Raw genomic sequence first — 23,453 nt, 5'->3', positions numbered from 1 at the left:
CAATATCTCACAGGTCAGCTGTCGAGGGCATGGTCAAGGTCCGGACTCGTGGGCACCGGTACCCCGGCGACCTCCAGCGCACGCGCGACGGTGCGGCCTTCGCCGACGACGACGCGGACACCGACACCGGCCGATGCGGCGCGCTCGGCGACGCCGGTGATCTCGGTGATCCCGGCGGTGCCGAGGAAACCGACCCTGGACAGGTCGAGCACCACGGCTTCCGGCCCCGCCGCCAGCGCACTTTCCAGTGCCAGCGCGAACTCCAGCACGGTGGCGGCGTCGATCTCGCCGACGATGTGCAGGACCGTCCGGCCGGGACGTGGCTGGCTGGACGTGATGTGCAACAGAGTGGCTGTGCTCACGAAACCCCTCCGGTTTGCAGCGCGCGAAAAAAAGGTGTGGGCTGCTGTCTCAACCGTAGGCAGCCTCTGTCTATCACGTACGGAACTGTCTGTACAGCTAGGCGGTGAACCAGCTCACGCCGCTTCCGCACGCGTGCGGCGGAACAGCCCGCGCCGCTCGGTCTCGGTCGTGCCACCGAAGATGCCGTAGTCCAGTCCGTTGTCCAGCGCGTGGCTGAGACATTCGGACCTGACCGGGCAACGCGCGCAAACGGCCTTGGCCTGCGTCACCTGCCGGGCGCCCGGTCCCTTGTCGGACACGGGGAAGAAGAGCTCGGGGTCCTCGTCCCGGCAGGCGGCGCGATGCCGCCAGTCGATGTGGTCGCGATTCATCTGCCGCCTCCTTTCCTGGCGTGTTGACGGCATGGACCGACCTGCTCGCGCGGCTTGGACGGAGTGCACGACGGTGCGGACCAGCCGAAATCTCAACGACAGCTGGTCGTGCATTCTTCCCGTATGGGGGTTGTGGTGTTCCGCACGTGGCTTTACCCCGATCAGGCCGGACGTAATCCGATCTCTTTCACCTTCTTGTGCGGGAAGCGCCGCTCGACGTGTTCCCTGGCCGGAGAGCCCGGGGTGACGTAGACCGTCTCCTCCTTGTCCTGCAACGGCCGTAGAACCTCGTTCATGAACTCCTTACGGTTTTCCAGATACGGCTCCAGAACGTCCTCCCCGGCCGGGCAGACGGCCAGGCAGTAGGCGGCTTTGTAGTTGGCCTTGAACGACAGGCTCTGCCACATCGAGGCGTTCTCGGAGTCGGTGACGCGGGCACGGAAGTCGGCGCCGTTCTCACTGTCGGCGATCGTTTCCACCCAATCGGTGAAGCCGCCCATGAACTCGCGGTAGTTGTGCGTGGCGCACGCGCGGAAGTCGAAGGCGCCGTCCTTGCCGATCGCGCCGACCGGACACGCGGCGACACACAGTTTGCACTCGAGGCAGGGGTTGTAGTCGAGCTTTTCGCCGTACTCGCTGACCTCGGCGTCGACAAGGAGCGTCGCGAGCAGGACGAAGTTGCCGAAGCGCGGATGGATGACGTTGCGGTGGATGCCGATCGCGCCGAGCCCGGCGGCGACGGCCACGGTCTTGTGCGCGACGACCCAGATGCGGCCCGGGTAGTGCTCCATCTCCATGGGGAACGTCGCGGAAGGATTGATCACCCGGTGGCCCGCGTCCTGCAGCGCACGGGTGATGTCGCGAGCCGCCTCGTTGATGATCTCGCCGGTGCGATGGAACTCCTGGTTGGCGACGCTGCGGGCCGGGGACCGCACGTTGTCCCGGTTCATACGCACGACGAGGGAGACGAGGCTGCGGGTGCCCGGCAGGGCGGCCTCGACGTGCGGACGCTCCCCCGTGAGATCCGGATGACTGAGCGGGACCGCGGCGACGTCGTCGGCGCCTGCTTCGAGGGCGACCTTGCGCAGCCACCGCGCGTCGATCACCTCGGCCCGCTTACGGGCAGGACGGGACCGGACGTGCTTGACGGAGGGATGGTTGTTCAGGTCGCGTGCCATCTGAAGCCGACTCCTTCAGGTCAGTTGTGAAAGTCGACTTAGGGTTTCACGTGGTAAGTTGGTTTTCAAGACTCAATGTGGTCGAGGGTCGTGATCGCGGGTGGAGCGGGGCACGCGGCAAGGTGGCGGTCTCGCTCGATGCGGCAGCGGGAATGATGGCGGTGAGGAGGTGTCGTCCATGGCCGGACGTGAGTGTTCGATCGCCAACGCGCTGGGCGTGATCGGCGAGCGGTGGACGCTGCTGGCGTTGCGCGAAATCCTGCTGGGGGTGCGGCGGTTCGACCAGATCGCACACAACACCGGCGCCAGCCGGGACATCCTCGCCACGCGCCTGCGCAAGCTCGTCAGCGCGGGCGTACTGGAGAAGCAACAGTACGAGGCACATCCGCCGCGCTACGAATACGTGCCCACCCAGGCCGGGCGCGATCTCGCCCCCATCTTGCACAGCCTCATGGAGTGGGGCGACCGCTACGTGACCGAGGGCCCCGCCCCCACCGCCTGGGAACACACGTGCGGATCCGAGTTGCACGTTCGCGCCGTGTGCGCCCAGTGCGGCGAGACCGTCCGGTCCGAGGATCTTCGGCCACTGCGCCTGGGAGCCGTGCCGTCCTGAGCGAGGGGCGGCTCACGGAGCGAAGCTGCTCGCGGACGGCGCCGCCGTTCAGGCTCGCCGGGGGCCGAAGCGCAGGTCGAAGTCCGTCGCCGTGATCGTGGCGAAGGGGCGGCGGCCGGACAGCCAACTGAGGGCGCCGCCGACCTGCCAGGTGCTGCGGGCGAGGTGAATGCGGGCATTCGCGCGGACCGGGGTACGCGCGAGCGCACCGTTCAGGGTTTGCAGCACCGTGCCCTGCACCGGGACAGGCAGCTTGACCCCACCGAACAACTTGCGCACGTGGGCGTCGGCCAGGACGGTGTCGTTCTCCGTCGCCGTGCCGGTGAAGGTCGGCTCGTGGACCAGCTTGAAGTCGGCCAGTTCCTTGGGGATCCCCCACAGCTCACGTCCACCCGCCCGGGACGACGGGCTGTCCACCCAGATGTCCGTGATCGTCAGGCCCACCTGCCTGCCCTGCCGCACCAGCACCCCGGCCAGCAACTCGTGGTAGGGCAGCAGGCCTCCGGGCAGGTAGTCGACGAACGCCGTGCTCACCAACGCCCGTCCCAGCAGGCTGAGCGGTTTCACCTCGGGCGGCAGCGGTGGCAGCGCCGACACCGGTACCTGCCACAGCGACACGTAACCGTGCCCGCGCAGGTCCCATGGTTCGGGCGGATAGTCCACAGTAGACACCTCACTTGGGGCTGATCGGCAGCCGCAGGGCGCCGGGAGCAGCCTCGGGGACGACGGGATTCTTCGGGGCGACCGGGGCGAGCCGCCGGTAGCGCGCACCCAACGGCGGCCGCTCGTCGGCCTCGCCCTTGTTGGGCCACATGGACATCGCGCGCTCCGCCTGCGCGGTGATGGTCAGCGCCGGGTTGACGCCGAGGTTCGCCGAGATCGTCGAACCGTCGACCACGTGCAGGCCCTCGTACCCGTACAGCCGGTGGTACGGATCGACCACACCCGTGTCTGCGGAGTCGCCGATCGCGCAGCCCCCGATGAAGTGACCGGTGAGCGGGATGTTCGCGAGGTCGGGCCATGCGCCGCCGGGAATGCCGTCGATCTTCTCCGCGACCCGCCGCGTGGCGTCGTGACCGGCGGGAATCCACACCGGATTCGGCTCCCCGATGCCCTGCCGCGTCGTCATCCGGCGGCCGAACAGACCGCGCCGGGTGTACGTGGTCAGCGAATTGTCCAGGCTCTGCATCACCAGTAGCGCGATCGTGCGCTCCGACCAGTGCCGCGGATTGAGCAGGTACGGCAGGTCGCGCCGCTGCCGCCACAGCTCACGCAACCCGAGCAGCCACCGCGCGCGCCCCTCCTTCGCGTCGACCAGCACCGTGCCCAGCATGCCCATGAGGTTGCTGCCGTGGCCGTAGCGCACCGGCTCGATGTGGGTGTGCGCGTCCGGATGCAGCGACGAGGTGATGGCGACGCCGTTGGAATAGTCGACACCGGCGCCGCGCGCCTTCGCCGCGAGCACGGCCTCGGAGTTGGTGCGCGAGAGCATCCCGAGCCGGTGCGAGATGGCAGGGAGGCTGCCCTTGTCCCGCAGCTTGTGCAGCAGCCGCTGCGTACCGAGCGACGCCGCCGCGAACACCACCTGGTCGGCGGTGTAGGTGCGGCGCCCGCGCCCGCCCGTCTGCCGCGCCTTCACCACGAAGCCGCCACCGGGCCGCGGCTGGACGTCGGTGACCGTGGTCAGCGCGTGTACCGTCGCACCGGCTTGCTCGGCGAGGTACAGGTAGTTCTTGACCAGGGTGTTCTTCGCGTTGTGCCGGCAGCCGGTCATGCATTCGCCGCAGTGGGTGCAGGTGGTGCGCTCGGGCCCGATGCCGCCGAAGAACGGGTCGGCCACCCGCTTGCCCGGCTGCTCGCCGAAGAACACGCCGACCTGCGCCGGGTGGTAGGTGCCGCCGACACCCATGTCCTCCGCGACGGCGCGCATGACGTGGTCCGACGGGCTCGTGCGCGGGTACCGCGTCACGCCGAGCATCCGTTTGGCCTGGTCGTAGTAGGGCGCGAGCTCGGCCCGCCAGTCGGTGATGTGGCCCCACTGCGAATCGCGGTAGAAGGCCTCGGGTGGTTCGTACAGCGTGTTGGCGTACACCAGCGAACCACCGCCGACACCGGCACCGCTGAGCACCATGACGTCGCGCAGCAGGTTGATGCGCTGGATGCCGTAGCAGCCGAACCCGGGTGCGAACAGGTAGTCCTTGAGGTGCCAGGAGTTCTTCGCGAACTCCTCGTCCCGAAAGCGCTTTCCCGCTTCCAGGACGCCGACCCGGTAACCCTTCTCGGTCAGGCGCAAGGCGGTGACACTGCCGCCGAAGCCGGAGCCGATCACCAGCACGTCGTAGTCGGCCACGTCACACCACCTCCTGGTAGGCACTGAGATCCGGCTTCGCGGTGCGTTTGTGGTACTCCCAGACCAGGCCGGGCCAGTTGGTGGACACCCGGCCGTTCGCTTCGCGGTACCAGCTCGAGCAGCCGCTCCACACGCTGCTCGCCAGCCGTCGCTGCACTTCGTCGTCGAAGGTGGCGGCCACCTCCGGCTTGACGTCCACACAGGACATGCCCGCCCGCAGCACCTGCAGGATGTACCGCGCCTGGTGCTCCATCATGTAGATGATCGAGTTGCCGCCCAGGTTGGTGTTCGGGCCGTAGATCAGGAACATGTTCGGGTAGTTGGGCACGCTGATGCCGAGATAGGCGTGCGCTCCCTCGGCCCAGTCCTTGGACAGCTCGTGCCCGTCGAGGCCGCGGATGCGCATGGGCGCGAGGAACTCCGTGGCCTTGAACCCGGTGCCGTAGATGATCACGTCGACCTCGTGCTCGCCCTGGGCTGTGCGCACCCCGCGCGGCGTGATCTCGGTGATCCGGTCGGTGACCACGTCCACATTGGACTGGGCGAGCGCGGGGAACCACTCGTTGGAGAACAGCAGCCGCTTGCAGCCGATCGGGTAATCCGGAACCAGCTTGGCCCGCAGCCGCTTGTCGGGCACCTGGCGGCGCAACTGGAGCCGGAACAGCCCCTCGACCAGCTTGCCCAGCGGCTGCACCGACGTTAGCGCCATGGTCAGGAACTCGCCGATGGTCCACGTGCCGAGCCTGCCCGCCAGCTGGGTCAGCGGCAGCGCCCGGTAGAGGCGGTGGTGCCAGCGCGTGTAGGCGCGGTCCGCCTTCGGGATGACGTACGGGGCCGACCGCTGGAAGACCGTCAGGTGCCCTGCCGTCGGCTGGATCTGCGGCACGAACTGGATGGCGCTGGCCCCGGTGCCGATCACCGCTATGCGCTTGCCCGCCAGGTCGACGTCGTGGTTCCAGGTCGCCGAGTGGAACGCCGCGCCCTCGAAGCTCGCCGCGCCGGGAATGTCCGGCATCGCGGGCCGGGACAGCTGCCCGACCGCGGGAATGAGCACGTCCACCTCGAACGTGTCGCCCTGTGCGGTCTCCACCCGCCACCGCCGCGTGTCCTCGTCGAACTCGGCACCGGTGACCTCGGTGCCGAACCGGACCCGGTCGAGAATGCCGTGCTCGGTGGCGACCCGGCGCAGGTAGGCGAGGATGTCGGGCTGCTGGGAGTAGCGGCGTGGCCAGGCGCGGTTGGGCGCGAACGAGTACGAGTACAGCGGTGACGGCACATCGCAGGCCGCACCGGGGTACGTGTTCTCGCGCCACACCCCGCCGAGGTCGGCGGCGCGCTCGAACACCGTGAAATTGTCGAACCCGGCACGCTTGAGCGTCATGGCCATGCCGAGCCCGCCGAAGCCGGCGCCGATGATGGCGACCGTCGGCTCGCGGTAAGACGTCCGTGGCTCACTCACGGAAACGACGTTAAGGCCCGCCATGGCGTGTGGCCAAGACAACAGCGGTCAGACGATCCATAATTTCGGACATGAAGCAGCTGGCGGATCCGGCCATCCGGCATTGGGACTTCCCTCGCGGGGTCGCGAGCGTCTGCCTGCTGGTGCGCTTCGGCGAGGAGTACGGGCTTTCCGGAGAGCGCCTGCTGGCGGGCAGCGGCCTGACCCCCGAGCAGCTCGCGGACCCCGCGGGCGTGCTGGAGGCACGGCAGGAACTGCAGGTCGTGCGCAATCTCGCGAGCGAACTGCCCGAACTGGGCCTCGTCGTGGGCCGCGAGTACCACGCGACCACGTTCGGCATGTTCGGCTTCGCGTTCATCAGCAGCCCCACGGTGCGCGACGCGGTGGACTTCGCGCTGCGCTACCTGGACCTCAGCTTCACCTTCAGCATCCCGAAAGCCCGGCTGGAGGACGGCCAGGTGCGGATGGAGATCGACGACAGCACGCTTCCGGGTGATATCGCGGATTTCCTCGTCGCCCGCGACCTCGCCGCGATCTACACGGTGATCAGTGAGCTGCTGCCGACCGGGGTCCCGCTGACCGGGCTGGACCTGCGCATGGCCGAGCCGTCCGAAGTGGACATGTACGAGGAGACCTTCGGGGTCGAACCCCGCTTCGGCAGGCCCGCCAACGTCGCCAGCTTCGACGCCCGCTACCTCGACCGCCCGTTGCCGCAGGCGAACCCGCAGACGGTCGCGTTCTGCGAGGCGCAGTGCCGTGAGCTGGTCTCGCGAAGGCGGAGCAGGGCCGGGATCGCCAACGACGTGCGTGAACGGCTGGTCAAACTCGGCGCGCTGCAGGAGGGCATGCCGCGGATCGCGCGGGAGCTGAACATGAGCACCCGGACGCTGCGCCGCAAGCTGGAGGAGGCGGGCACGAGCTTCCGCATGCTCTCCGACGAGGTGCGTGAGGCGCTGGCCGAGGAACTGCTGACCACCGGCGCACTGTCCATTGAGGATGTGGCGACCCGGCTGGGCTACGCGGAGGCGTCGAGTTTCATCCACGCGTTCAAGCGCTGGAAGGGCACGACTCCCGCCGCTTTCCTGCGTAACCGCGGGATCTGACCTGACCGAACAGGGGATGTGCGGCGGCACCTTCGCGAGCTGAGTGACAATGAGGCGATGAGCGACCAATGGCATCAGCCGCTGCGGCACATCAAAAGCGGTGAGCTGACCGGGGACACCACGCAGACCAGCGGTATGCGCCGGTTCGAGGCGATATCGGGCAAGTCCGTGGGCTCGTCGAAGGTCTGGATGGGCGAGACGCACGTCGGCCCCGCGACCAACTCCGGCGACCACCACCACGGCGAGGCGGAGACCGCGATCTACGTCAAGTCCGGGCATCCGGTGTTCGTGTTCGCCGACGGCGACGAGGAAGTGCGGCTGGAGGCCGGCCCCGGCGACTACATCTTCGTGCCGCCCTACGTGCCGCATCGCGAGGAGAACCCGGGCGGCGAGGACGCGGTGGTGATCATCGCGCGCAGCAGCCAGGAAGGCATCGTGGTGAACCTGCCGAGCCTGTGGGCACCGGTGGACGTGCCCGAGGCGTAGCGCTTAGCCCCACCGTCCCCGGCTGTCTCCCTCCCGGGACGATGCCGATCACCAAAGCCCGCCCGCGCGGTCTCCCGCATCGTGGGAGGCCGTATGCTTTCCTTCGCGTCAAGCAGCCGGCGCCGAATTCTTAACGGCGCGAAGGTGGCGGACGGCTTGATGCATGGCGTATTCGTGGTGGGCTCACCGGGATCGGCGAACGCCCGTCGATGAGCAGCAACGCACCAGGGCGGCCGGAGCCGCTCATCCGGCTCGACGAGGTGGCCGCCGCACTCGAGGATCTGCGCACGGAGATCGGCGGCGAGGAGCCGCTGGCCGATGTGCTGCACCGACTGGCGGAAACAGCGGTCAAGGGGATCGGCGACGCGGACGCGGTCAGCGTGACCGTGCTGTCCGAGGAGGGCATCCGCACGGCGGCGAGCACGGACGAGCCGCTCGCCAGGATCGACCGCGACCAGTACGCGGCGGGCCGCGGACCGGCCCTGCACGCCACGCACACCCGCAAGCCGGTGCGGGCCGTGGTGGCCGAGGACGAGAACCGGTGGCCGGAGTTCGTCGCGGCCGCCCGGGACGCCGGGGTGCAGGCGTGCCTGTCGGTGCCCTTACTGCTCGACGGAGCCAGTGAGAACGAGGGCGAACTCGTGGGCGCGTTGAACATCTACAGCCGCACGGCCTCGGCCTTCGACCCGTTCGACGAAACCCTGATGCGGCTGTTCTCCAACGCCGCGTCCGCCGCCATCAGCAACGCCCGCCGCTGGCATCACGCCAGTCGGCGGGTCCGGCATCTGGAGATCGCGCTCGTCTCCCGCGCCGAGATCGACCAGGCGAAGGGCGTGCTGATGGCCGTGCACGGGATCAGCGCGGACGACGCGTTCGCGTGGCTGGTCGAGCAGTCGCAGCGGCAGAACGTCAAGCTGCGCGAGGTGGCCCGCAAGCTGCTGTTGTCGGTCCGGCGTCGTTGAGCGGGCATGACGCCGCCCCGACCGGGTACCGCACGTGAGTGATCCGAATCCTGCGTGAACCCGGCTGGTGGCTGTGGCGTGCCGTGCGCGTGTCCGGTCGCGAACGCGAAGCCGTGCTGCAGGCGGCGAAGATGGCGATCGCCGCCGTGCTCGCGTGGCTGCTGACCCGGCTGCTGCCCTCGCCGCAGTCGTTCATCGCGCCCTACGCGGCGGTGTTCCTGATCGCCGGAACCGTGTACCGCTCTCTCGCGAACGCCATCACCCAGACCGTGACGGTGATGCTGGGGCTGGTGCTGGCCTATCTCGCGTTCAGCGCGCTTCCCTGGCAACCCGTGGCGCTCGGCGTCGCGGTGTTCGTCGGCATGCTCGTCGGATCGTGGCACCGGCTCGGCGCCAACGGGATGTGGGTCGGTGTCACGGCGTTGCTGATGATCACCGCCGGTACCGCAGATCACGGCCACTACCTGCTGGAACGGCTGGCCGAGACCGCGGTGGGCGCGGTGGTGGGGCTGGCGGTCAACGTGCTGCTCCTGCCGCCGGTACACCTGCGCGGCGCCCGGCACGCGGTGCGTTCGCTCGCCGGCGAGATCGACGAACTGCTGCAGTCGCTGGCCGCGGATTTCGACAGCGACTGGGACGCCGACACCGCGTGGACCTGGCTGCACCGGGCCAGCGCGCTCGACGACGCCGTGCGTAAGGCCGAGGACGCGCTGAGCCGGGGCCACGAGAGCGTGCGGTTCAATCCGAGGCTGCTGCTGCATCCTGGGATGCGCCGGCCTGCCCCGGAACCGTCGCTGCGGGTGCTGCGCGAGGTGTCCAGGCAGGTGCAGCGGATCACCGAGGCGCTGGCGACGGCCAGTCTCGACGAGGACGAGTTCGACCCGGAGTTCCTCGCCGGGCTCGGCTCGCTCCTGGAGCAACTGGCGAAGGCGATGTCCTACTACGAACGGTCACTGGACGAGCGTGGCGCCCTGCCCGACCTGCTGGACACGCTGCACTTCGAGCAGTGTGAGCTGTCCGGACGAGTGCGGCGGCACCGCGCCGGGCCGGCGGCACAGCAGGCGGAAGACGCCGTGATGCTGTCGGTCTCCCGGATGGTGCGGGTGCTGGCCGGGGACAGCCCCGCGATGCGCTGATCCGTTTGAGCGCTCGCGAGGCGGCAAGCCTGCGGACATGACTATCGCCACCACCCGCGAACGACTCCGGGAATCTCTGAACGATCTGGACTACCCCGCCGACAAGGCCGAAATCCTGGCCTGCGCGGAAGGAAACAGCGCCGACGTCGACACGCTCGGTGCGCTACGGGCCATCCCGCCCGACACCTACGGCAGCCGCGAGGAGCTGATCTCCGCCGTGCGGCTGGTGGACGAGGAAGGGTCCTAGCCGAGCAGGTCCTGCGTTTCGGCCAGCACGTCCGCTGTGCGCACACTGTCCACGAAGGACACATCGTGCGCGCAGCGCGGCAGGTCCTCCCGGGTGACGTCCACGCCGCACACCGGGCAGTGCGTGGTCCAGGAGATGAGGATCCGGTCGCGGGACCGGCCGAACGGGCCCGCGTTGATCACGTTACCCATCCAGTACACCCCGACCGCCGGAGTGCCGACGGCGCGTGCCAGGTGCCGCGGCCCGCTGTCGTTACCGACGAAGACGCCGCAGCCGGCGAGCACCCCGCACAGCCCCGGCAGGCTCAGCCCGGTCAGCGGACGCACCAGCTCCGGATCGGACAACCGTTGGCGGGTAAGAGAAGTCACCTCGTCCACGAGGTCCTGTTCGGCAGGTGTCCCGAGCACCACCGACGCGGCGCCGTCGCCCGCGAGCTTGGCGATGACCTCCGCGAACCGTTCCGCGGGCCAGCGCCGCCGCGGGTCCGTCGCGCTGGGGTGCACGGCCACCACCGGCCGCGGCAGTCCGCGCAACGCCTCGTCGGCGATCGCGAGGTCGGTGTCGGTCACGGTGATCGAGGGTTCCAGAGCCACCGGCGGCGCGCCCGCCAGACCGGCGACCTCCAGCGCGCGCATCACTTCGTGCTGGTAGTAGCGGAACGGCACCCACCGTTCGGGCTCCTCGGCGTCGGGCGTGCGGGCGCCCACCATCCATGTGGCGTGCAGCCGCCGCAGGAAGGGATGCGAGTTGCGGCCGCCGCCGTGCACCTGCACCGCCAGATCGACCGGTCCGACGCGGTCGAAGAACTTCCGCTGCTCGGCCTCGTCGAACGGCTCGCCGTCCGGTTCGTGCACCCCGCGCGCGGGCGGCAGCAGGAAGACCTCGCCGACCGGCGACGGCCGCCCGGCGAACAGTTCCGCGTGCATCCGGGTGCCCAGCAACACGAGTTCGGCGTCCGGATAGGCGGCCTTGAGCGATTCCATCGCCGGAACCGCGAACAGCAGGTCCCCCAGTCCCCCGCCACGCAGTACGGCGATCCGGCGCACGCCCGGAAACGGCGGGCACAGCGGTCCCACGGATTTCGACACGATCGCCTCCCTTCCCGCTCAACATGCCCCTGTTCCCGGGCGGGCAAACCGGAGCAGGAGAAGTTTGACCTTGGCCGAATCGGGCACGTTGTTCGACGAGGACGGATGGAGGTGGAGATGACGGCCATCACGGCGGAAACCATCGAACGGCTTTCGGTCCATCGGCCCGAAGTCGTCGTCGTGGGGGACGCGATCATGGACGTGTGGCTTTCCGGGCACTGCGCACGCGTCAGCCGGGAGGCACCGGCGCCGGTCGTGGACGTCGGGCACCGCGCGTCGTCGCCGGGCGGCGCGGCCAACACCGCGGTGAATCTGGCCGCCATGGGCGCGCGCGTGCGGTTCGTGAGCGTGCTCGGTGACGACGGAGCCGGACACGAGCTGCGGGACGCACTGACGCGCCAGGGTGTGGACACCCGGCACGTCGTGCTCGCCCCGGGGCGCCGCACCGTGCGCAAACACCGTGTCGTCGCCGACGACCAGGTGCTCGTGCGGTTCGACGAGGGCGACACCGATCCGGCACCGGCACAGTCGGTGGTGGCGGCGCTGCGCGCGGCGACCGAGGACGCCGACGCGTTGCTGGTGTGCGACTACGACAACGGCCTGCTCGGCGACGAGGTGCGCGCCGCCATCGGAAGCATCGACGTGCCGCTGCTCGCGGTGGACGCACACGACCCGTCGCGATGGCGGGACACCCGCCCCGGCCTGGTGGCGCCGAACGCGACGGAGGCCGCGCAGCAGCTGGGGCCCGCACCGCAGGACGATCGCGCGGCGTTCTTCGAGCGCCACCGAGCGGAACTGCTCGAGGCGACCGGCGCCAAAGCCGTCGTCGTGACCCTCGATCGTGAGGGCGCGCTGCTGCTCACGCCGGACGAGCCGCCGTATCGCACCTGGGCCGAGCCCGCGCCGGAAAGCCGGGCCAGCGGCGCCGGGGACACCTTCTGCGCGGCGCTCTGCCTCGGCATCGCGGCCGGGCTGCCGCTGCGCGGCGGAATGGAGCTGGCGCAGGCCGCGGCCGGCGTGGTGGTGCGCGAGCACGGGACCTCGGTGTGCACGTGGACCCAGCTCGCGGCGACGCTGGACCGCGACGCCGCGCTCGGCACCGACGACCTCGCGGACATCGTGGCGCGCCACCACGAGGCGGGGCGCAGCGTCGTGTTCACCAACGGCTGTTTCGACGTGCTGCACCGGGGACACATCAGCTACCTCAACGAGGCCAAGCGGCACGGTGACGTGCTGGTCGTGGCGCTCAACTCGGACGACTCCGTGCGGCGGCTGAAGGGGCCGGACCGGCCGGTCAACGGCGCGCAGGACCGCGCGGCCGTCCTGTCCGCGCTGAGCTGCGTCGACCACGTGACCGTGTTCGACGAGGACACCCCGATCGACCTGCTGCGGCGCCTGAAGCCGGAACTGTACGTCAAGGGCGGGGACTACACCGAAAGCATGCTCGCCGAGGCGCCGGTCGTGCGCTCCTACGGCGGCGAGGTGCGGTCGCTGGGCTACGTGCCGGACCGCTCGACCTCGTCGGTGATCGAGAAGATCCGCTCGGCCGTCGGGGAGGTGCGATGACCGAGATCGACGTGCTCGTCCCGACGTGTGACCGCCCGGCGGAACTGGCGGTCACGCTGTCCGGTCTGGCGGCACAGGAGTTCGCGGACTTCGCGGTGATCGTGGCCGACCAGTCCGAAGGCGAACCCGGCTACGACTCGCCGGCGGCCATGGCGATGATCCGCGTGCTGGAACGCGACGGGCATCCGGTGCGGTTGAGCCGGAACCTGCCACGGCGCGGGCTGGCGCAGCAGCGCGCGCACCTGCTGGAGCGGGCCTGCGCGCGGTACGTGTTGTTCCTCGACGACGACGTCTGGCTCGAACGGGGTTCGCTGGCCCGGATGCATTCGGCGATCACGGAACTGGAATGCGGATTCGTCGGCAACGCCGTGCAGGGTCTGTCCTATATGGACGATTTCCGGCCGCACGAGCTGACCCCGTACGAGGAGTGGGAAAGCAGGCCGCAACCGGAAGAGGTCGATCCGGAATCGCCCGCGTGGGATCGGTGGACGCTGCACAATGCCGCGAACCCCGCGCACCTGTCCGATCTGGTCGCACACCGTCCCAAGTGGACAGCGTACAAGGTGGCCTGGGTGGGCGGATGCGTGCTCTACGACCGGGAACTGCTGCTCTCGGCCGGCGCCTTCGACTTCTGGCGCGACCTTCCCGCCGAGCATTGCGGTGAGGACGTGCTCGCGCAGACGCGCGTGATGGCCAAGTACGGCGGCGCCGGGATCCTGCCCACCGGGGCGGTGCACCTGGAGTCGCCGACCACGGTGACGGAACGCAACCTGCAAGCATACGAGGCGGTTTGATGGCTCTGTCCGACCAGCGGCTGCGGAAACGGGACGACTTTCTCGACCGCGCCGTGCGGGAGATGTGGAAGTACGACGAACGGGTGCGCGACCTCGGCATCGACGTGCGGTTCGACCGCGGCGTGGCGCATCTCACCGGCGAAGCCGGCACGGCCGAGCAGCTCGACACCGCCCGTTCGCTGATCGGGCGGCTGGACGGCGTGCTCGGCGTGTGGGACCGGGTGCGCGTCGGCGGCCGGGATCCGGTGGTGCTCGATCTCGGCTGCGGCGGGCAGAAGCAGTATCCGGGAAACGTGGGCGTGGACCTGTTCCCGACGTCCGAGGTGAGTGTGCTCGCGGACGTCTCCGGCGCGCTGCCCTTCGCCGACGATTCGGCGGACCGCGTGTTCCTCGTGCACATCCTGGAGCATCTGCTGGATTTCCTGCCGCTGGTGGACGAGGTGCACCGGGTGCTGCGGCCGGACGGGGTGGCGTTCATCCTGTCCCCGTGGTGGCGCTACGTCAACGCCGTCGCCGATCCGACCCACGTGCGGATGCTGGACGTGCAGACGTTCAAGGGAATCTGCCGCCGTCCGGGCGCGCCGCGCACGTGGTCTCCGCTGCACGCGGGGTGCGACGGCGCCAGCATTTTCGCGGAGCTGCGGCCCAACAAGAACGGCGAAGACCTGCCGGGCGAAGCCGAGCTGGCCCGCTTCTTCGACTAACCCGCGGCCGACCAGTCGTCCGAAGTGGACAGAAAGAGGCGGGCGGTCTCGGCGGCCGTCCGCCGGATGTCGAAGTCGCGCAGGACTCGTTCCCGTGCGGCGCGCGCGAGTTTCGCCCGCAACGCCGCATCGGTCACGAGCCGGTCCAGCGATCCGGTCAGCGCGGGCACGTCGTGTGGCGGCACGATCGCCGCCGCGCCCGCCAGCGCGTTCGTCGTGTCGCCGACCGCGGTCGTGACGCACGGCAGCCCGAAGGCCAGCACATCGACCGTGGTGGCCGCGAGGTCCTCCGGGGCGGGCACGCAGCACACGTCGAGCCGCCGCACGAATGCCGCGAGGTCGGCGACGGGACCGGTGAAACGTACCGGCAGGCCGCGTGCCCGGTCGATCAGCGCCGCGCGGTCCTGGCCATCGCCGGCGACGAGCAGGGTGAACCTCCGGCCACGCCTGCGCAGCGTGGCGGCCGCCTGCAACAACCGGTCCACGCCGCCGCCCGTGACGAGCGGTCCCAGCGCGCCGACCACGACAGGTGACCGCGAGGACGGCGGCACCGGCTCGTCCGGCACCTCGACGCCGTGCCGGATCAATGCGGTACGCAGGGCACCGAGCCCGCTCAGCTCCTCGACCAGGCCCTGCGTGGGCGCGATGGCGCAGGCGAGGCGCCGGTAGGTGTCCCACGCGTCGCGGGGGCGCGCATCCGTCCGGCCGTGCAACGTGGCGACGACCGGGGCGGCGTCCTCGGCGGCGCGCAGGGCCGCCAGATTCGTCGACTGATCGGCAAGGTCGACGTGCACGACGTCAGGCGCGAGTTCGCCCAGCGCGGCCCTGATCGCGGGCGCCCACAGGTGCCCGCGCGAACCCGGCACCACGTGGACGTCGGGACACTCGCGCAGGAACGGGCCCGCGACCTCGGAGCTGACCACCACACTCCGCCGCACCCAGTGCGGCAGGTGACGCAGCAAGCGAATGGTGTGGGACTCGGGAGCGCCGAACGTGTGGTTGTCCACGACCAGCGTGACGTGAGGAGAGGCCATCGGCCTGCCGGGTACCCCTGGTCCGGGTTTCACACACGTGGCTAGTGGGAAACCCCGCGATGCAGTGTCGGCATGGGAGGAAATCATGGGCAGACATCGCTTCGAAGACAAGGACCGGGACAAATGGGGTGGCCCCGAGCTCGCCGAACGCAAGGACAACGTGACCAGGCACAGCCGCGACGCCGACGGCCGCGATCCCGCCGTTCCCGGCACCGCCGACCGAGCCCAGCCCGACGCCGGGAAGAAATGAAAGGCGGCGTGACCGGAGGGGGCACTACAGTCACGCCGCCGGCACGGCCGGCACAGCAGCGCTCCGGCCGGGGTCGCGCACGATCTTGGCCTACCCGGCGTCAGGAAAGGCCAAACCTGTGACGGTTGTCGTAGTTGGACAGATCGCCCGCGACCTCGTGTTGCGCACCGGCGAGTTCCCCGGGGCAGGCACTTCGGCGCCGGTCCGCTCCCGCCGCGAGATCCTGGGCGGCAAAGGCGCGAACCAGGCCGTCGGGCTGGCGCAGCTGGGCGTCCCGGTGTCGCTGGTCGGCGTGATCGGCGACGACCACACGGGCGAGCAACTGCTGGCGCACGCCAAGGCCGACCACGTCGACGTGTCGCAAGTGGTGCGGCGAACCGGCGCCGAGACCGCGCTGATCGTGGACGTTGTGGACGATCACGGCCAGTGGCGCTACCTCGAGCACGTCCCGTCCGATCTACTGGTCACCGAACGGGACGTGTTCGCCGCGTCGGAGCAGATCTACGCGGCCGAGGCCGTCGTGGTCCAGTTGCAGCAGCCCCCGGTCGCCACGCTGGAGGCCGCCCGGCTGGCCCGCGCGGCCGACGCGAAGGTCGTGCTCGACGGCGCGCCAGAACCGGACGTGCTCGCCTATGCCGACGTCCTGCGCGCGGACGCCCGTGAGGCGGAGCTGCTGGCCGGCAGGGCGATTCCCGACGTTCAGTCCGCCGTGGAGGTGGGGAATTCCCTGCTGGAGTACGGCCTGTCCCTCGTCGTGCTGGAGGTTTCCGGCCAGGGAAACGTGTTCGTGACCCGAGCCGGATACGAGTTCCTTCCGCTGGCCGAAGTGGAGGTCGTGGACACCACGGGTGCCGGTGACGCGCTGGTCGCGACGCTGACGTACGGGCTCGTCGCCGGCAAGCCCGTACCGGAGGCCGCGCGCCTCGCGGTCGCCGCGGCGGCGCAGACCGGCCGCCACGCCGGAGGCAGGCCCCGGTTGAGCCTGGACCTGCTCAATGCGTGAGCTCGCGCTCGAAGCCGTGCAGCGGGCTCAGCGCGGTCGCGTGGTCACAGTGGACGAACGCGTCGTATCGGCGGGAGAGCACGGTCGGCACGTAGTTGCCGCGGAACTCGGTCGCCGGTTCGTAGACGACGCCGATCGCGCGATGCCCGCGCAGCTGCCCGGACCATCCACTGTGGTCTTCCGGCAGCAGGAACAGCGTGTCCGCGTCCGGCACGGCCCGGTGCAGCAACCCTTCGACGCTGTCCTCCCGCGCGCCCGGCACGGGCATCCGGCGAGGCGCGGCACCCCAGCGATCGGCCGCGATCACCGAACCGCGGTGACTACCGAAACCGACGGCCACGACGCCCTCGTCGGCGTGCCGCTCCCGCACCAGCTGGCCGACGTTGACCATCCCGCGGGTGGCCATGTCCGTCGCGCGGGCGTCGCCGATGTGCGTGTTGTGCTCCCACACCACCGCTTTCGCGCCGGGTCCGTAGACCTCCGTCAACCGGTCGAGCGTGTCGGCCATATGGCGGTCACGGATGTTCCAGGACCGCCGGTCCCCGCGCAGCATCTCCCGGTAGTACCGCTCGGCACCGGCCGCGACCTCGGCGTTCTGCCTCGCCACGAACCGCGGGTCCAACGCGGGCAACGGTTTGCCGTACGCGGCGCGGCGCATTTCGGTCAGCAGTTCCACCACTTCGGGTTCGCAGCTGCGCGGCACGACGGCGTACTCGGCCGGATCCTCGTGGTAGGGCTCGAAGCAGCGCACGGCCGCGAGCGCCTTGCCGACCTGATCCGGCTCGTGTTCGCGCAGGTAGGCCAGCACCGCGCGCAACGACTCGTGCAGGCTGTACACGTCGAGCCCGTGAAACCCGATCGGTGGCCCGCCCGTGCGCCCCGTGTTGAACTGCCGCAGCCACCGCGCGAACTCCACGACCTCCTCGTTCGCCCACATCCAGCGGGGCCACCGGCCGAAATTCCACAGCACCTGCTCGGGATCGTTCGGCACGCCGGGCGCGCCCGCGAGGCAGCAGTGCAGTTCGTGGCAGTCCGGCCAGTCCCCTTCCACCGCGACGAACGAGAATCCCTTTTCGACGACCAGCCGCCGGGTCAGCTCCGCGCGCCAGGCGTAGAAGTCACCGGTGCCGTGCGAGGCCTCGCCGAGAAGCACGAACCGCGCGTCGCCGATACGCCGCAGCAACGGATCGAGATCGCCGACACCATGCAGCGGCAGCGCGTCCCGGCGCACCTGCTCGATCGGGTCCATGCCTCGCCGTTACCCATTCCCGCGCTGGTCAAACAGGTTTCGCCGGGCATGCCGCGGGAATCCGGGACTTCGATGGCTCACGGGAATCTTCAGGACAGCGCGCGGGAACTGGCCGGGAAACTGGTGGACGTGGTCGACCGGGAGGACTTCGACACCCTCGCCGGGCTCGTTCCCCGGCTCATCGGCAGGCAGGCACCCGAGCATTCGCTGCTGCGGCCGCTGCTCGGCGAGTTGCTGACGGTGCTCGCGCACCTGGTCCGCGCACGGTCGAGCGAGATCTCGCCCGGCGACGTGTTCAGCGTCGAGCTGACCGACGACGTCGAGGTCGACGAACTGCCGCCGCCGCTGCGCGCGACGCTGCGTGCCGTGCTGGCCGAGCTCAACGACGACCACGACAACGCGCGCCTGCATCTCGATTTCATCGCGGCCGATCCGAATCCGCTCGGCCGTCTCGACGCGCTGGTTCACCTCGTGACGTGGGTGCACGGCCTCCGATGACCTGGTGGCGGGACGCGGTCGTCTACGAGATCTACCTGCGCAGTTTCGCCGACGGCAACGGTGACGGGATCGGCGATCTCGCCGGACTGCGGTCCCGCCTGCCCTACCTGCGCGATCTCTGTGTGGACGCGCTGTGGATCACGCCCTGGTACCCGTCGCCGATGGCCGACGGCGGCTACGACGTCGCCGACTATCGCGGCATCGACCCGATGTTCGGCACGCTCGCCGACGCCGAGGAGCTGATCGAGGCGGCGCACGAGCACGGTCTGCGGCTGATCGTCGACCTGGTGCCCAACCACACCTCCGAGAAGCATCCGTGGTTTCAGGCGGCGCTGGCCGCGGGTCCCGGATCGCCCGAACGCGAAAGATATGTCTTCCGCGACGAACCCAACGACTGGCGGAGCGTCTTCGGCGGTTCCGCGTGGACGCGGGTCGCCGACGGGCAGTGGTACCTGCACCTGTTCGCCTCGGCGCAACCGGATCTGAACTGGTCGCATCCCGGGGTGCGCACGGAGTTCGAGGACATACTGCGGTTCTGGCTCGACCGAGGCGTGGACGGTTTCCGCATCGACGTAGCGCACGGGCTGGTCAAGGACCCCGCGCTGCCGGACATCGGCCCGGAGCACGAGGGGCTCGTCGAGCCGCCCGACCGCGCCGACCATCCGCACTGGGACCGCGACGGGGTCCACGAGATCTACCGGTCCTGGCGCCGGATCAGCGAAACCTACGGCGGGGAAAGGATCTTCGTCGCCGAGGCGTGGGTCGACCGGCCGGACCGGCTCGCCAGGTACGTGCGCCCGGACGAGCTGCACACCGCGTTCAACTTCGATTTCCTGCGCTGTGAATGGGATGCCGGCGCGCTGCGCACCGTGATCGATACGAGCTTGGCCGCACTCGGCGAGGTCGGCGCGCCCGCCACGTGGGTGCTGTCCAACCACGACGTCACGCGGCATGTGTCCCGCTACGGCGTCCGCGCGGCGCGCGCCGCGGTCCTGTTGATGCACGCGCTGCCCGGCGGCGTTTACGTCTATCAGGGAGAGGAACTCGGGCTCGAGGAGGTCGATCTGCCGCCCGCACGGCGGCAGGACATCGACGGACGCGACGGATGCCGGATTCCCCTGCCCTGGAAGGGTTCCGCACCGCCGTTCGGTTTCGGCGGCGATCCCTGGCTGCCGCAACCCGCACACTGGCAGTCGCTCACCGCCCAGGCGCAGGAGGCCGATCCCGGCTCGATGCTGGCGTTGTACCGGAAGGTTCTGGCGCTTCGCCACGAACACCCCGCACTGGGTTCCGGTTCACTGTCCTGGTTGGACAGTCCGGACGGGGTGCTCGCCTTCCGTCGCGAGCCGGGTCTTCTGTGCGTGGTCAACGTGTCCGGCTGCGGTTACCGGCTTCCGGAGGCGGAGGTGCTGCTGGCGAGCGAGCCACTGCCGGACGCGACCCTGCTGCCGCCCGGCGCGGCCGTCTGGCTCAACGCAGGTTTCCACCGGTCGTGACGGGGAACCTGGCAACGGTGTCCACCATCGAGCAGTTGCGCGAAGCCGCGCGTAAGACCTTCGGCTGGTCCGACCTCAGGCCGGAACAGCTCACCGCGATGGAGCAGCTGATCGACGGGCACGACGTGCTGGTGGTCATGCCCACCGGGTCCGGGAAATCCGCGATCTACCAGGTTCCCGCGCTGTTGCTGCGTGGCCCGACTCTGGTCGTGTCGCCGCTGACGGCGTTGCAGCGCGACCAGGTCGGCCAGATCGAGGACAGCCGGGCACCGGAGGCCGTCGCGGTCAACTCGGCGCAGCGGGCCGGGGAGAGCGATCGAGCGTGGGACGCCGTCAGCGAAGGCGAGGCCGAATACCTGTTCCTCTCCCCCGAACAACTCGCGAAGGACGAGGTGCTCGAGCAGGTCGCCGAGGCCGCGCCCAGCCTGTTCGTCATCGACGAGGCACATTGCGTTTCCGCCTGGGGCCACGACTTCCGGCCCGACTACCTCCGGCTCGGGCACGTCATCGAACAACTCGGGCATCCCAGGGTGCTCGCGCTGACCGCCACGGCCGGCGCCCCGGTGCGCGACGACATCGTGCGCTATCTCGGGATGCGCGATCCGGCCCGCGTGGTGACCGGGTTCGACCGGCCGAACCTGCACCTCGCCGTGCGGCAGGCGGGCACGGACGAGGACAAACGCGACGCGGTTCTGGACTGGGTGCGCAGCGCGGCCAAACCCGGGCTCGTCTACACCGCGACGCGCAAGGACACCGGGCGCTACGCCGAGGCACTCGGCGAACGGACGGCGGCCTACCACGCCGGGATGAAACCGTCCGAACGCGAGCGGGTGCACGAGCAATTCCTTGCCGGCAACCTGGACGTGGTGATCGCGACCTCGGCGTTCGGGATGGGCATCGACAAGCCGGACGTGCGCTTCGTCGTGCACGCCTCGGTGCCGGAGTCGCTCGACTCGTACTACCAGCAGATCGGCCGGGCGGGCCGCGACGGGGAACCCGCCGAAGCCGTGTTGTTCTACCGGCCGGAAGACCTTGGCCTGCAGAAGTTCCTCACGTCCCGCCCGCTCGACACCGAGGGGGTGCGCGAGGTCGCGGGCGTGGTCGAGGACCATGAGGGCCCGGCGAGTCCCCGGGAGATCGACGAGGCGGTGGCCCAGTCCCACCGGCGTGCCATGAACAACCTCAACCTGCTGGAGCAGGCCGAGGTGATTCGCGCGCGCGGCGGCCGGTTCGCCTACGAAGGCGGGGAGCCCGTCGAGGCCGCGACCGAGATCGCGCGGCGCCGCAAGGATCTCGCCCGGTCGCGGATCGAGGTCATGCGCGAATACGCCGAGACCCGCTCGTGCCGCCGCCAGTTCCTGCTCGGCTATTTCGGTGAGGTCGCCGACGAGCCGTGCGGTCACTGCGACACCTGTGAGGCGGGTGTCGCGGAGGAACACGCGCCCGAGCCCGGCGGGCCGTTCGCCGCCGGCAGCGTCGTCCGGCACCGCGAGTGGGGACCGGGGCAGGTCGTGCGCCGCGACGCCGAGCGCCTGACCGTGCTGTTCGACGAAGCCGGCTACCGGACGCTGTCGGTGCGCGCGGTCGAGTCGGGCGGCCTGCTCACCGAGGAAGCCAATCAACTGATTACGCCGGCCGGCGGTCAGGGGGCCAGCCGCCCGAGGCCGAACAGCTCGTAGAGGTGTTGCTGCGTCGGCGACAGCGACGTGAGCACGCGGCGGGTGCGCGGCCTGCCCCCCGTCGACGGGTAACGCAGCACGGTCTCGCCGATCCCGGAAAGCTGGTCGAGCAGTTCGCGGACGGACAGGTCGACTCCGGCGCGGTCGGCCTCCTGGCGCAGGAGGTGGGTGACCGCGGTCGCGAGCACGCTGACCAGTGAGTGCACGGCTATGCGGTGTTCGGTCCAGTCCCAGCGTGGCGCGGGCGCGGCGACGAAGGCGCTGTTGAGCACGCGGAACGTCGAGTCGAGGTGGTAGCGCGCCCGGTAGGCGGTGATCACGTCGAGCACGGGCCAGTCGTCGTGGTCGGTGACGAGGAGCTGTTTGCCGAAATACTCCTCGGCCAGCCGGGTGCGGGCGGTTTCGTCGATGCGGTACTCGAGGCGGAGCTCGCCGGGTTTGGTGCCGGTGAGGCGTGCGGTGAGGACGCGGTCGACCGCGCGCACGCGGGTGATGCGGGCGATGTCGGTGAGCAGTTGCTCGCGTGGCCTGCGGTTGCGGCCGGTGGCGAGCGCGAGCGCGAGGCCGTCCAGCTGGCGGGTGGCGTTGGACAGGGCCTGGGCGAAGCCGCGGGCCTGGGCGGCGTGCAGGCGGGCGGAGTGGGTGAGCACGACCCGGCGGTGCGTGCCGAAGACGAGTGCGCGGGTGTCGAGCGCGGTGAGCCCGGCGAAGCGGAGAGGATCGACCGGCCGGCGCCCGGAGGCGGGGCGGCTGAGCAGGTCGGGGTAGTCGCCGAGCGGGAGCGCGCCGACGAAGTGCAGTCCGGAGTCGAGGTCGAGTTGCGCGTGCTGCCCGGTGTCGAAGACGACGGTGACCGGTCCGGGGTGGCGGGCTGCGAGCCGGTCGGCCTCGACGCCGAAGGGGACCATGCCGGCGGAGTCGCGGCGGTACACGTGCGAAACGAGGGGGATCGCCCCGTCGCGGGTGACGATGGCACTGAGCCCGGCGAGGGTCGCGGCGGCGGTGTCGGACTGGGCGTACGTCGCGAAGCCGGGGATGTCGACCGCGAGTGCCGCCGCGCCGGGCAACGCGGCCGTGATGCGAGACGAGACGGCTTCCTCGATGCGCTGGAGCTGGTCCCTGGTGAGGCGGCGGGTGGCGCGCCAGAACTCGTCGTCGGTCACGGCGTCCGCGGGCAGGCGGGGCCGGATGAACCGCTGGACCGCCGAAGCCCCCCACCACTCGGCGAACGTCGAGCCCGGGGCGGTGGCCCGATGAAGCACCGCGAGCGCGAGATACATGCCCGGCGACGGCCGGCCTCTGCCCTTGCCCCCGCCCTTGCCCCCGCCGCGGACAGGCCGGGCGCGGGCGGTGACCTGGGCTCGGGCGGCGTGGATGCGGGCCGGTGCGGTTCCCGCGGCCGGGTCACCGGTCTCCGGTCCCTTGCCGCGGCGGCTGATCGCCTCGTCTATCGCCTCCGCCACCTGGAGTTGCTCCAGGGTGGCCCAGACCGCGGCCACCGCGCCGAAATTCAGGTGCTTCGTGTGCTCGGGCAGCGCACCTCCGCCGTCGAGCGCCGCGGCGACGTCCGCCGCCGAACCCAGGTAGCGCTGTTCGGAAATGCGCGGCTTGCCCGCTACCCGCTCCGAGGTCACGAGGTAGTAGTAGGTCCGCCCGTTGATCCGCTTCCCGACGATCGATGCCACACTTTAGGTAATACACGCCCGCACAGCGTCCCGCAACGAGATCAACCTCGCTGAGCTGCGGAAACAGTTCGGCCCAACACGGCACGGACCCGGCCACCAACGTGGTGATGGAGAAGCATCGCGCCCCGCACTTACGTTG

General features: G+C 70.1%; 24 protein-coding genes. 14 read left to right on the top strand and 10 right to left on the bottom strand.

The window, feature by feature from the left end:
• Positions 1-14: 14 nt before the first annotated feature.
• The 3 genes from HFP15_RS31685 to HFP15_RS31675 form a co-directional block, all read right to left on the bottom strand.
• Complete coding sequence (locus HFP15_RS31685; protein ID WP_168520462.1) at positions 15-362, bottom strand: STAS domain-containing protein; 348 nt, start codon at positions 360-362, stop codon at positions 15-17.
• A gap of 114 nt (positions 363-476) precedes the next feature.
• Positions 477-734, bottom strand: coding sequence for a WhiB family transcriptional regulator (locus HFP15_RS31680; RefSeq protein WP_168520461.1), 258 nt, complete (start codon positions 732-734; stop codon positions 477-479).
• A 161-nt stretch (positions 735-895) separates the two neighbouring features.
• Entirely contained in the window at positions 896-1,912 is a 1,017-nt protein-coding gene (locus tag HFP15_RS31675; RefSeq protein WP_168520460.1) for an epoxyqueuosine reductase, read from the bottom strand.
• A gap of 178 nt (positions 1,913-2,090) precedes the next feature.
• Between HFP15_RS31675 and HFP15_RS31670 the strand changes: the two genes are divergently transcribed.
• Positions 2,091-2,525: a winged helix-turn-helix transcriptional regulator gene (locus HFP15_RS31670; RefSeq protein ID WP_168520459.1), complete on the top strand. Its 435-nt coding sequence runs from the start codon at positions 2,091-2,093 to the stop codon at positions 2,523-2,525.
• A gap of 48 nt (positions 2,526-2,573) precedes the next feature.
• Here the strand turns inward: HFP15_RS31670 and HFP15_RS31665 are convergent, their stop codons facing one another.
• Genes HFP15_RS31665 through HFP15_RS31655 form a run of 3 tightly spaced genes read right to left on the bottom strand, consistent with a single transcriptional unit; the run spans position 2,574 to position 6,334 of the window.
• Complete coding sequence (locus HFP15_RS31665; protein ID WP_312871850.1) at positions 2,574-3,188, bottom strand: acetoacetate decarboxylase family protein; 615 nt, start codon at positions 3,186-3,188, stop codon at positions 2,574-2,576.
• 10 nt (positions 3,189-3,198) lie between these two features.
• Positions 3,199-4,875 (bottom strand): GMC family oxidoreductase N-terminal domain-containing protein, encoded by a 1,677-nt coding sequence (locus HFP15_RS31660; protein WP_168520457.1) that lies wholly within the window; start codon positions 4,873-4,875, stop codon positions 3,199-3,201.
• Between the two features lies 1 nt (position 4,876).
• Complete coding sequence (locus tag HFP15_RS31655) at positions 4,877-6,334, bottom strand: flavin-containing monooxygenase (RefSeq protein ID WP_312871849.1); 1,458 nt, start codon at positions 6,332-6,334, stop codon at positions 4,877-4,879.
• 71 nt (positions 6,335-6,405) lie between these two features.
• Between HFP15_RS31655 and HFP15_RS31650 the strand changes: the two genes are divergently transcribed.
• The 5 genes from HFP15_RS31650 to HFP15_RS31630 all read left to right on the top strand — a co-directional run bounded on the left by HFP15_RS31650 (position 6,406) and on the right by HFP15_RS31630 (position 10,268).
• Positions 6,406-7,437 (top strand): AraC family transcriptional regulator, encoded by a 1,032-nt coding sequence (locus tag HFP15_RS31650; protein ID WP_168520455.1) that lies wholly within the window; start codon positions 6,406-6,408, stop codon positions 7,435-7,437.
• Positions 7,438-7,494: 57 nt separating this feature from the next.
• On the top strand, positions 7,495-7,923 hold the full coding sequence (locus HFP15_RS31645) for a cupin domain-containing protein (RefSeq protein ID WP_168520454.1): 429 nt from the start codon (positions 7,495-7,497) through the stop codon (positions 7,921-7,923).
• Positions 7,924-8,132: 209 nt separating this feature from the next.
• A complete protein-coding gene (locus HFP15_RS31640; protein WP_168520453.1) occupies positions 8,133-8,885 on the top strand; it encodes a GAF and ANTAR domain-containing protein in 753 nt (250 codons plus the stop codon).
• Positions 8,886-8,923: 38 nt separating this feature from the next.
• Entirely contained in the window at positions 8,924-10,021 is a 1,098-nt protein-coding gene (locus tag HFP15_RS31635; protein ID WP_312871848.1) for an FUSC family protein, read from the top strand.
• Positions 10,022-10,058: 37 nt separating this feature from the next.
• Positions 10,059-10,268, top strand: coding sequence for a DUF2795 domain-containing protein (locus HFP15_RS31630; RefSeq protein WP_210718135.1), 210 nt, complete (start codon positions 10,059-10,061; stop codon positions 10,266-10,268).
• Here the strand turns inward: HFP15_RS31630 and HFP15_RS31625 are convergent.
• Positions 10,265-11,356 carry a glycosyltransferase family 9 protein gene (locus tag HFP15_RS31625; protein ID WP_312871847.1) on the bottom strand — a complete coding sequence of 364 codons (1,092 nt, stop codon included), beginning with the start codon at positions 11,354-11,356 and terminating at the stop codon, positions 10,265-10,267. The two genes, HFP15_RS31630 and HFP15_RS31625, sit on opposite strands and share 4 nt — an antisense overlap.
• A gap of 117 nt (positions 11,357-11,473) precedes the next feature.
• On the opposite strand from HFP15_RS31625, the gene rfaE2 reads away from it, so the two are divergent.
• The 3 genes from rfaE2 to HFP15_RS31610 are packed head-to-tail and all read left to right on the top strand — an operon-like array spanning position 11,474 to position 14,420.
• The gene (gene rfaE2, locus HFP15_RS31620) at positions 11,474-12,922 is read left to right on the top strand and encodes a D-glycero-beta-D-manno-heptose 1-phosphate adenylyltransferase (protein ID WP_246272210.1); all 1,449 of its coding nucleotides are present in this window, start codon (positions 11,474-11,476) and stop codon (positions 12,920-12,922) included.
• Positions 12,919-13,716 (top strand): glycosyltransferase family 2 protein, encoded by a 798-nt coding sequence (locus HFP15_RS31615; protein WP_168520451.1) that lies wholly within the window; start codon positions 12,919-12,921, stop codon positions 13,714-13,716. Before rfaE2 ends, HFP15_RS31615 begins: the two co-directional genes overlap by 4 nt.
• A complete protein-coding gene (locus HFP15_RS31610) occupies positions 13,716-14,420 on the top strand; it encodes a methyltransferase domain-containing protein (protein ID WP_168520450.1) in 705 nt (234 codons plus the stop codon). The genes HFP15_RS31615 and HFP15_RS31610 overlap by 1 nt, the downstream gene beginning before the upstream one ends.
• On the opposite strand, the gene HFP15_RS31605 is transcribed toward HFP15_RS31610, so the two are convergent.
• Complete coding sequence (locus HFP15_RS31605; protein ID WP_168520449.1) at positions 14,417-15,454, bottom strand: glycosyltransferase family 4 protein; 1,038 nt, start codon at positions 15,452-15,454, stop codon at positions 14,417-14,419. The genes HFP15_RS31610 and HFP15_RS31605 overlap by 4 nt on opposite strands.
• Before the next feature lie 85 nt (positions 15,455-15,539).
• Between HFP15_RS31605 and HFP15_RS31600 the strand changes: the two genes are divergently transcribed.
• Both HFP15_RS31600 and HFP15_RS31595 read left to right on the top strand, forming a co-directional pair.
• The gene (locus HFP15_RS31600) at positions 15,540-15,704 is read left to right on the top strand and encodes a hypothetical protein (protein ID WP_168520448.1); all 165 of its coding nucleotides are present in this window, start codon (positions 15,540-15,542) and stop codon (positions 15,702-15,704) included.
• Between the two features lie 118 nt (positions 15,705-15,822).
• Positions 15,823-16,707 (top strand): PfkB family carbohydrate kinase, encoded by an 885-nt coding sequence (locus HFP15_RS31595; protein WP_168520447.1) that lies wholly within the window; start codon positions 15,823-15,825, stop codon positions 16,705-16,707.
• Here the strand turns inward: HFP15_RS31595 and HFP15_RS31590 are convergent.
• On the bottom strand, positions 16,697-17,956 hold the full coding sequence (locus tag HFP15_RS31590) for an erythromycin esterase family protein (RefSeq protein WP_168520446.1): 1,260 nt from the start codon (positions 17,954-17,956) through the stop codon (positions 16,697-16,699). The two genes, HFP15_RS31595 and HFP15_RS31590, sit on opposite strands and share 11 nt — an antisense overlap.
• A 72-nt stretch (positions 17,957-18,028) precedes the next feature.
• Here HFP15_RS31590 and HFP15_RS31585 point away from each other — a divergent pair, with 72 nt between their 5' ends.
• From HFP15_RS31585 to HFP15_RS31575, 3 genes are read left to right on the top strand one after another with little or no spacing between them, the layout of a single operon-like run.
• The gene (locus tag HFP15_RS31585; RefSeq protein WP_168520445.1) at positions 18,029-18,454 is read left to right on the top strand and encodes a hypothetical protein; all 426 of its coding nucleotides are present in this window, start codon (positions 18,029-18,031) and stop codon (positions 18,452-18,454) included.
• Positions 18,451-19,950 carry a glycoside hydrolase family 13 protein gene (locus HFP15_RS31580; protein ID WP_168520444.1) on the top strand — a complete coding sequence of 500 codons (1,500 nt, stop codon included), beginning with the start codon at positions 18,451-18,453 and terminating at the stop codon, positions 19,948-19,950. The genes HFP15_RS31585 and HFP15_RS31580 overlap by 4 nt, the downstream gene beginning before the upstream one ends.
• 17 nt (positions 19,951-19,967) lie before the next feature.
• A complete protein-coding gene (locus HFP15_RS31575; RefSeq protein ID WP_168520443.1) occupies positions 19,968-21,629 on the top strand; it encodes a RecQ family ATP-dependent DNA helicase in 1,662 nt (553 codons plus the stop codon).
• Here the strand turns inward: HFP15_RS31575 and HFP15_RS31570 are convergent.
• Positions 21,593-23,314, bottom strand: coding sequence for an IS1634 family transposase (locus tag HFP15_RS31570; protein WP_168520442.1), 1,722 nt, complete (start codon positions 23,312-23,314; stop codon positions 21,593-21,595). The two genes, HFP15_RS31575 and HFP15_RS31570, sit on opposite strands and share 37 nt — an antisense overlap.
• Positions 23,315-23,453 lie beyond the last annotated feature (139 nt).

This window comes from Amycolatopsis acididurans (assembly GCF_012328925.1).
Lineage (GTDB): Bacteria > Actinomycetota > Actinomycetes > Mycobacteriales > Pseudonocardiaceae > Amycolatopsis_E > Amycolatopsis_E acididurans.
This window is presented reverse-complemented; position numbering and strand designations above follow the sequence as displayed.

What these genes read in the sequence shown, in the direction of transcription:
- HFP15_RS31680 (WP_168520461.1), bottom strand. Translation starts at nt 734, where the DNA reads ATGAATCGCGACCACATCGACTGGCGGCATCGCGCCGCCTGCCGGGAC.
- HFP15_RS31675 (WP_168520460.1), bottom strand. Translation starts at nt 1,912, where the DNA reads ATGGCACGCGACCTGAACAACCATCCCTCCGTCAAGCACGTCCGGTCC.
- HFP15_RS31670 (WP_168520459.1), top strand. Translation starts at nt 2,091, where the DNA reads ATGGCCGGACGTGAGTGTTCGATCGCCAACGCGCTGGGCGTGATCGGC.
- HFP15_RS31650 (WP_168520455.1), top strand. Translation starts at nt 6,406, where the DNA reads ATGAAGCAGCTGGCGGATCCGGCCATCCGGCATTGGGACTTCCCTCGC.
- HFP15_RS31645 (WP_168520454.1), top strand. Translation starts at nt 7,495, where the DNA reads ATGAGCGACCAATGGCATCAGCCGCTGCGGCACATCAAAAGCGGTGAG.
- HFP15_RS31640 (WP_168520453.1), top strand. Translation starts at nt 8,133, where the DNA reads ATGAGCAGCAACGCACCAGGGCGGCCGGAGCCGCTCATCCGGCTCGAC.
- HFP15_RS31630 (WP_210718135.1), top strand. Translation starts at nt 10,059, where the DNA reads ATGACTATCGCCACCACCCGCGAACGACTCCGGGAATCTCTGAACGAT.
- rfaE2 (WP_246272210.1), top strand. Translation starts at nt 11,474, where the DNA reads ATGACGGCCATCACGGCGGAAACCATCGAACGGCTTTCGGTCCATCGG.
- HFP15_RS31615 (WP_168520451.1), top strand. Translation starts at nt 12,919, where the DNA reads ATGACCGAGATCGACGTGCTCGTCCCGACGTGTGACCGCCCGGCGGAA.
- HFP15_RS31610 (WP_168520450.1), top strand. Translation starts at nt 13,716, where the DNA reads ATGGCTCTGTCCGACCAGCGGCTGCGGAAACGGGACGACTTTCTCGAC.
- HFP15_RS31605 (WP_168520449.1), bottom strand. Translation starts at nt 15,454, where the DNA reads ATGGCCTCTCCTCACGTCACGCTGGTCGTGGACAACCACACGTTCGGC.
- HFP15_RS31600 (WP_168520448.1), top strand. Translation starts at nt 15,540, where the DNA reads ATGGGCAGACATCGCTTCGAAGACAAGGACCGGGACAAATGGGGTGGC.
- HFP15_RS31590 (WP_168520446.1), bottom strand. Translation starts at nt 17,956, where the DNA reads ATGGACCCGATCGAGCAGGTGCGCCGGGACGCGCTGCCGCTGCATGGT.
- HFP15_RS31585 (WP_168520445.1), top strand. Translation starts at nt 18,029, where the DNA reads ATGGCTCACGGGAATCTTCAGGACAGCGCGCGGGAACTGGCCGGGAAA.
- HFP15_RS31580 (WP_168520444.1), top strand. Translation starts at nt 18,451, where the DNA reads ATGACCTGGTGGCGGGACGCGGTCGTCTACGAGATCTACCTGCGCAGT.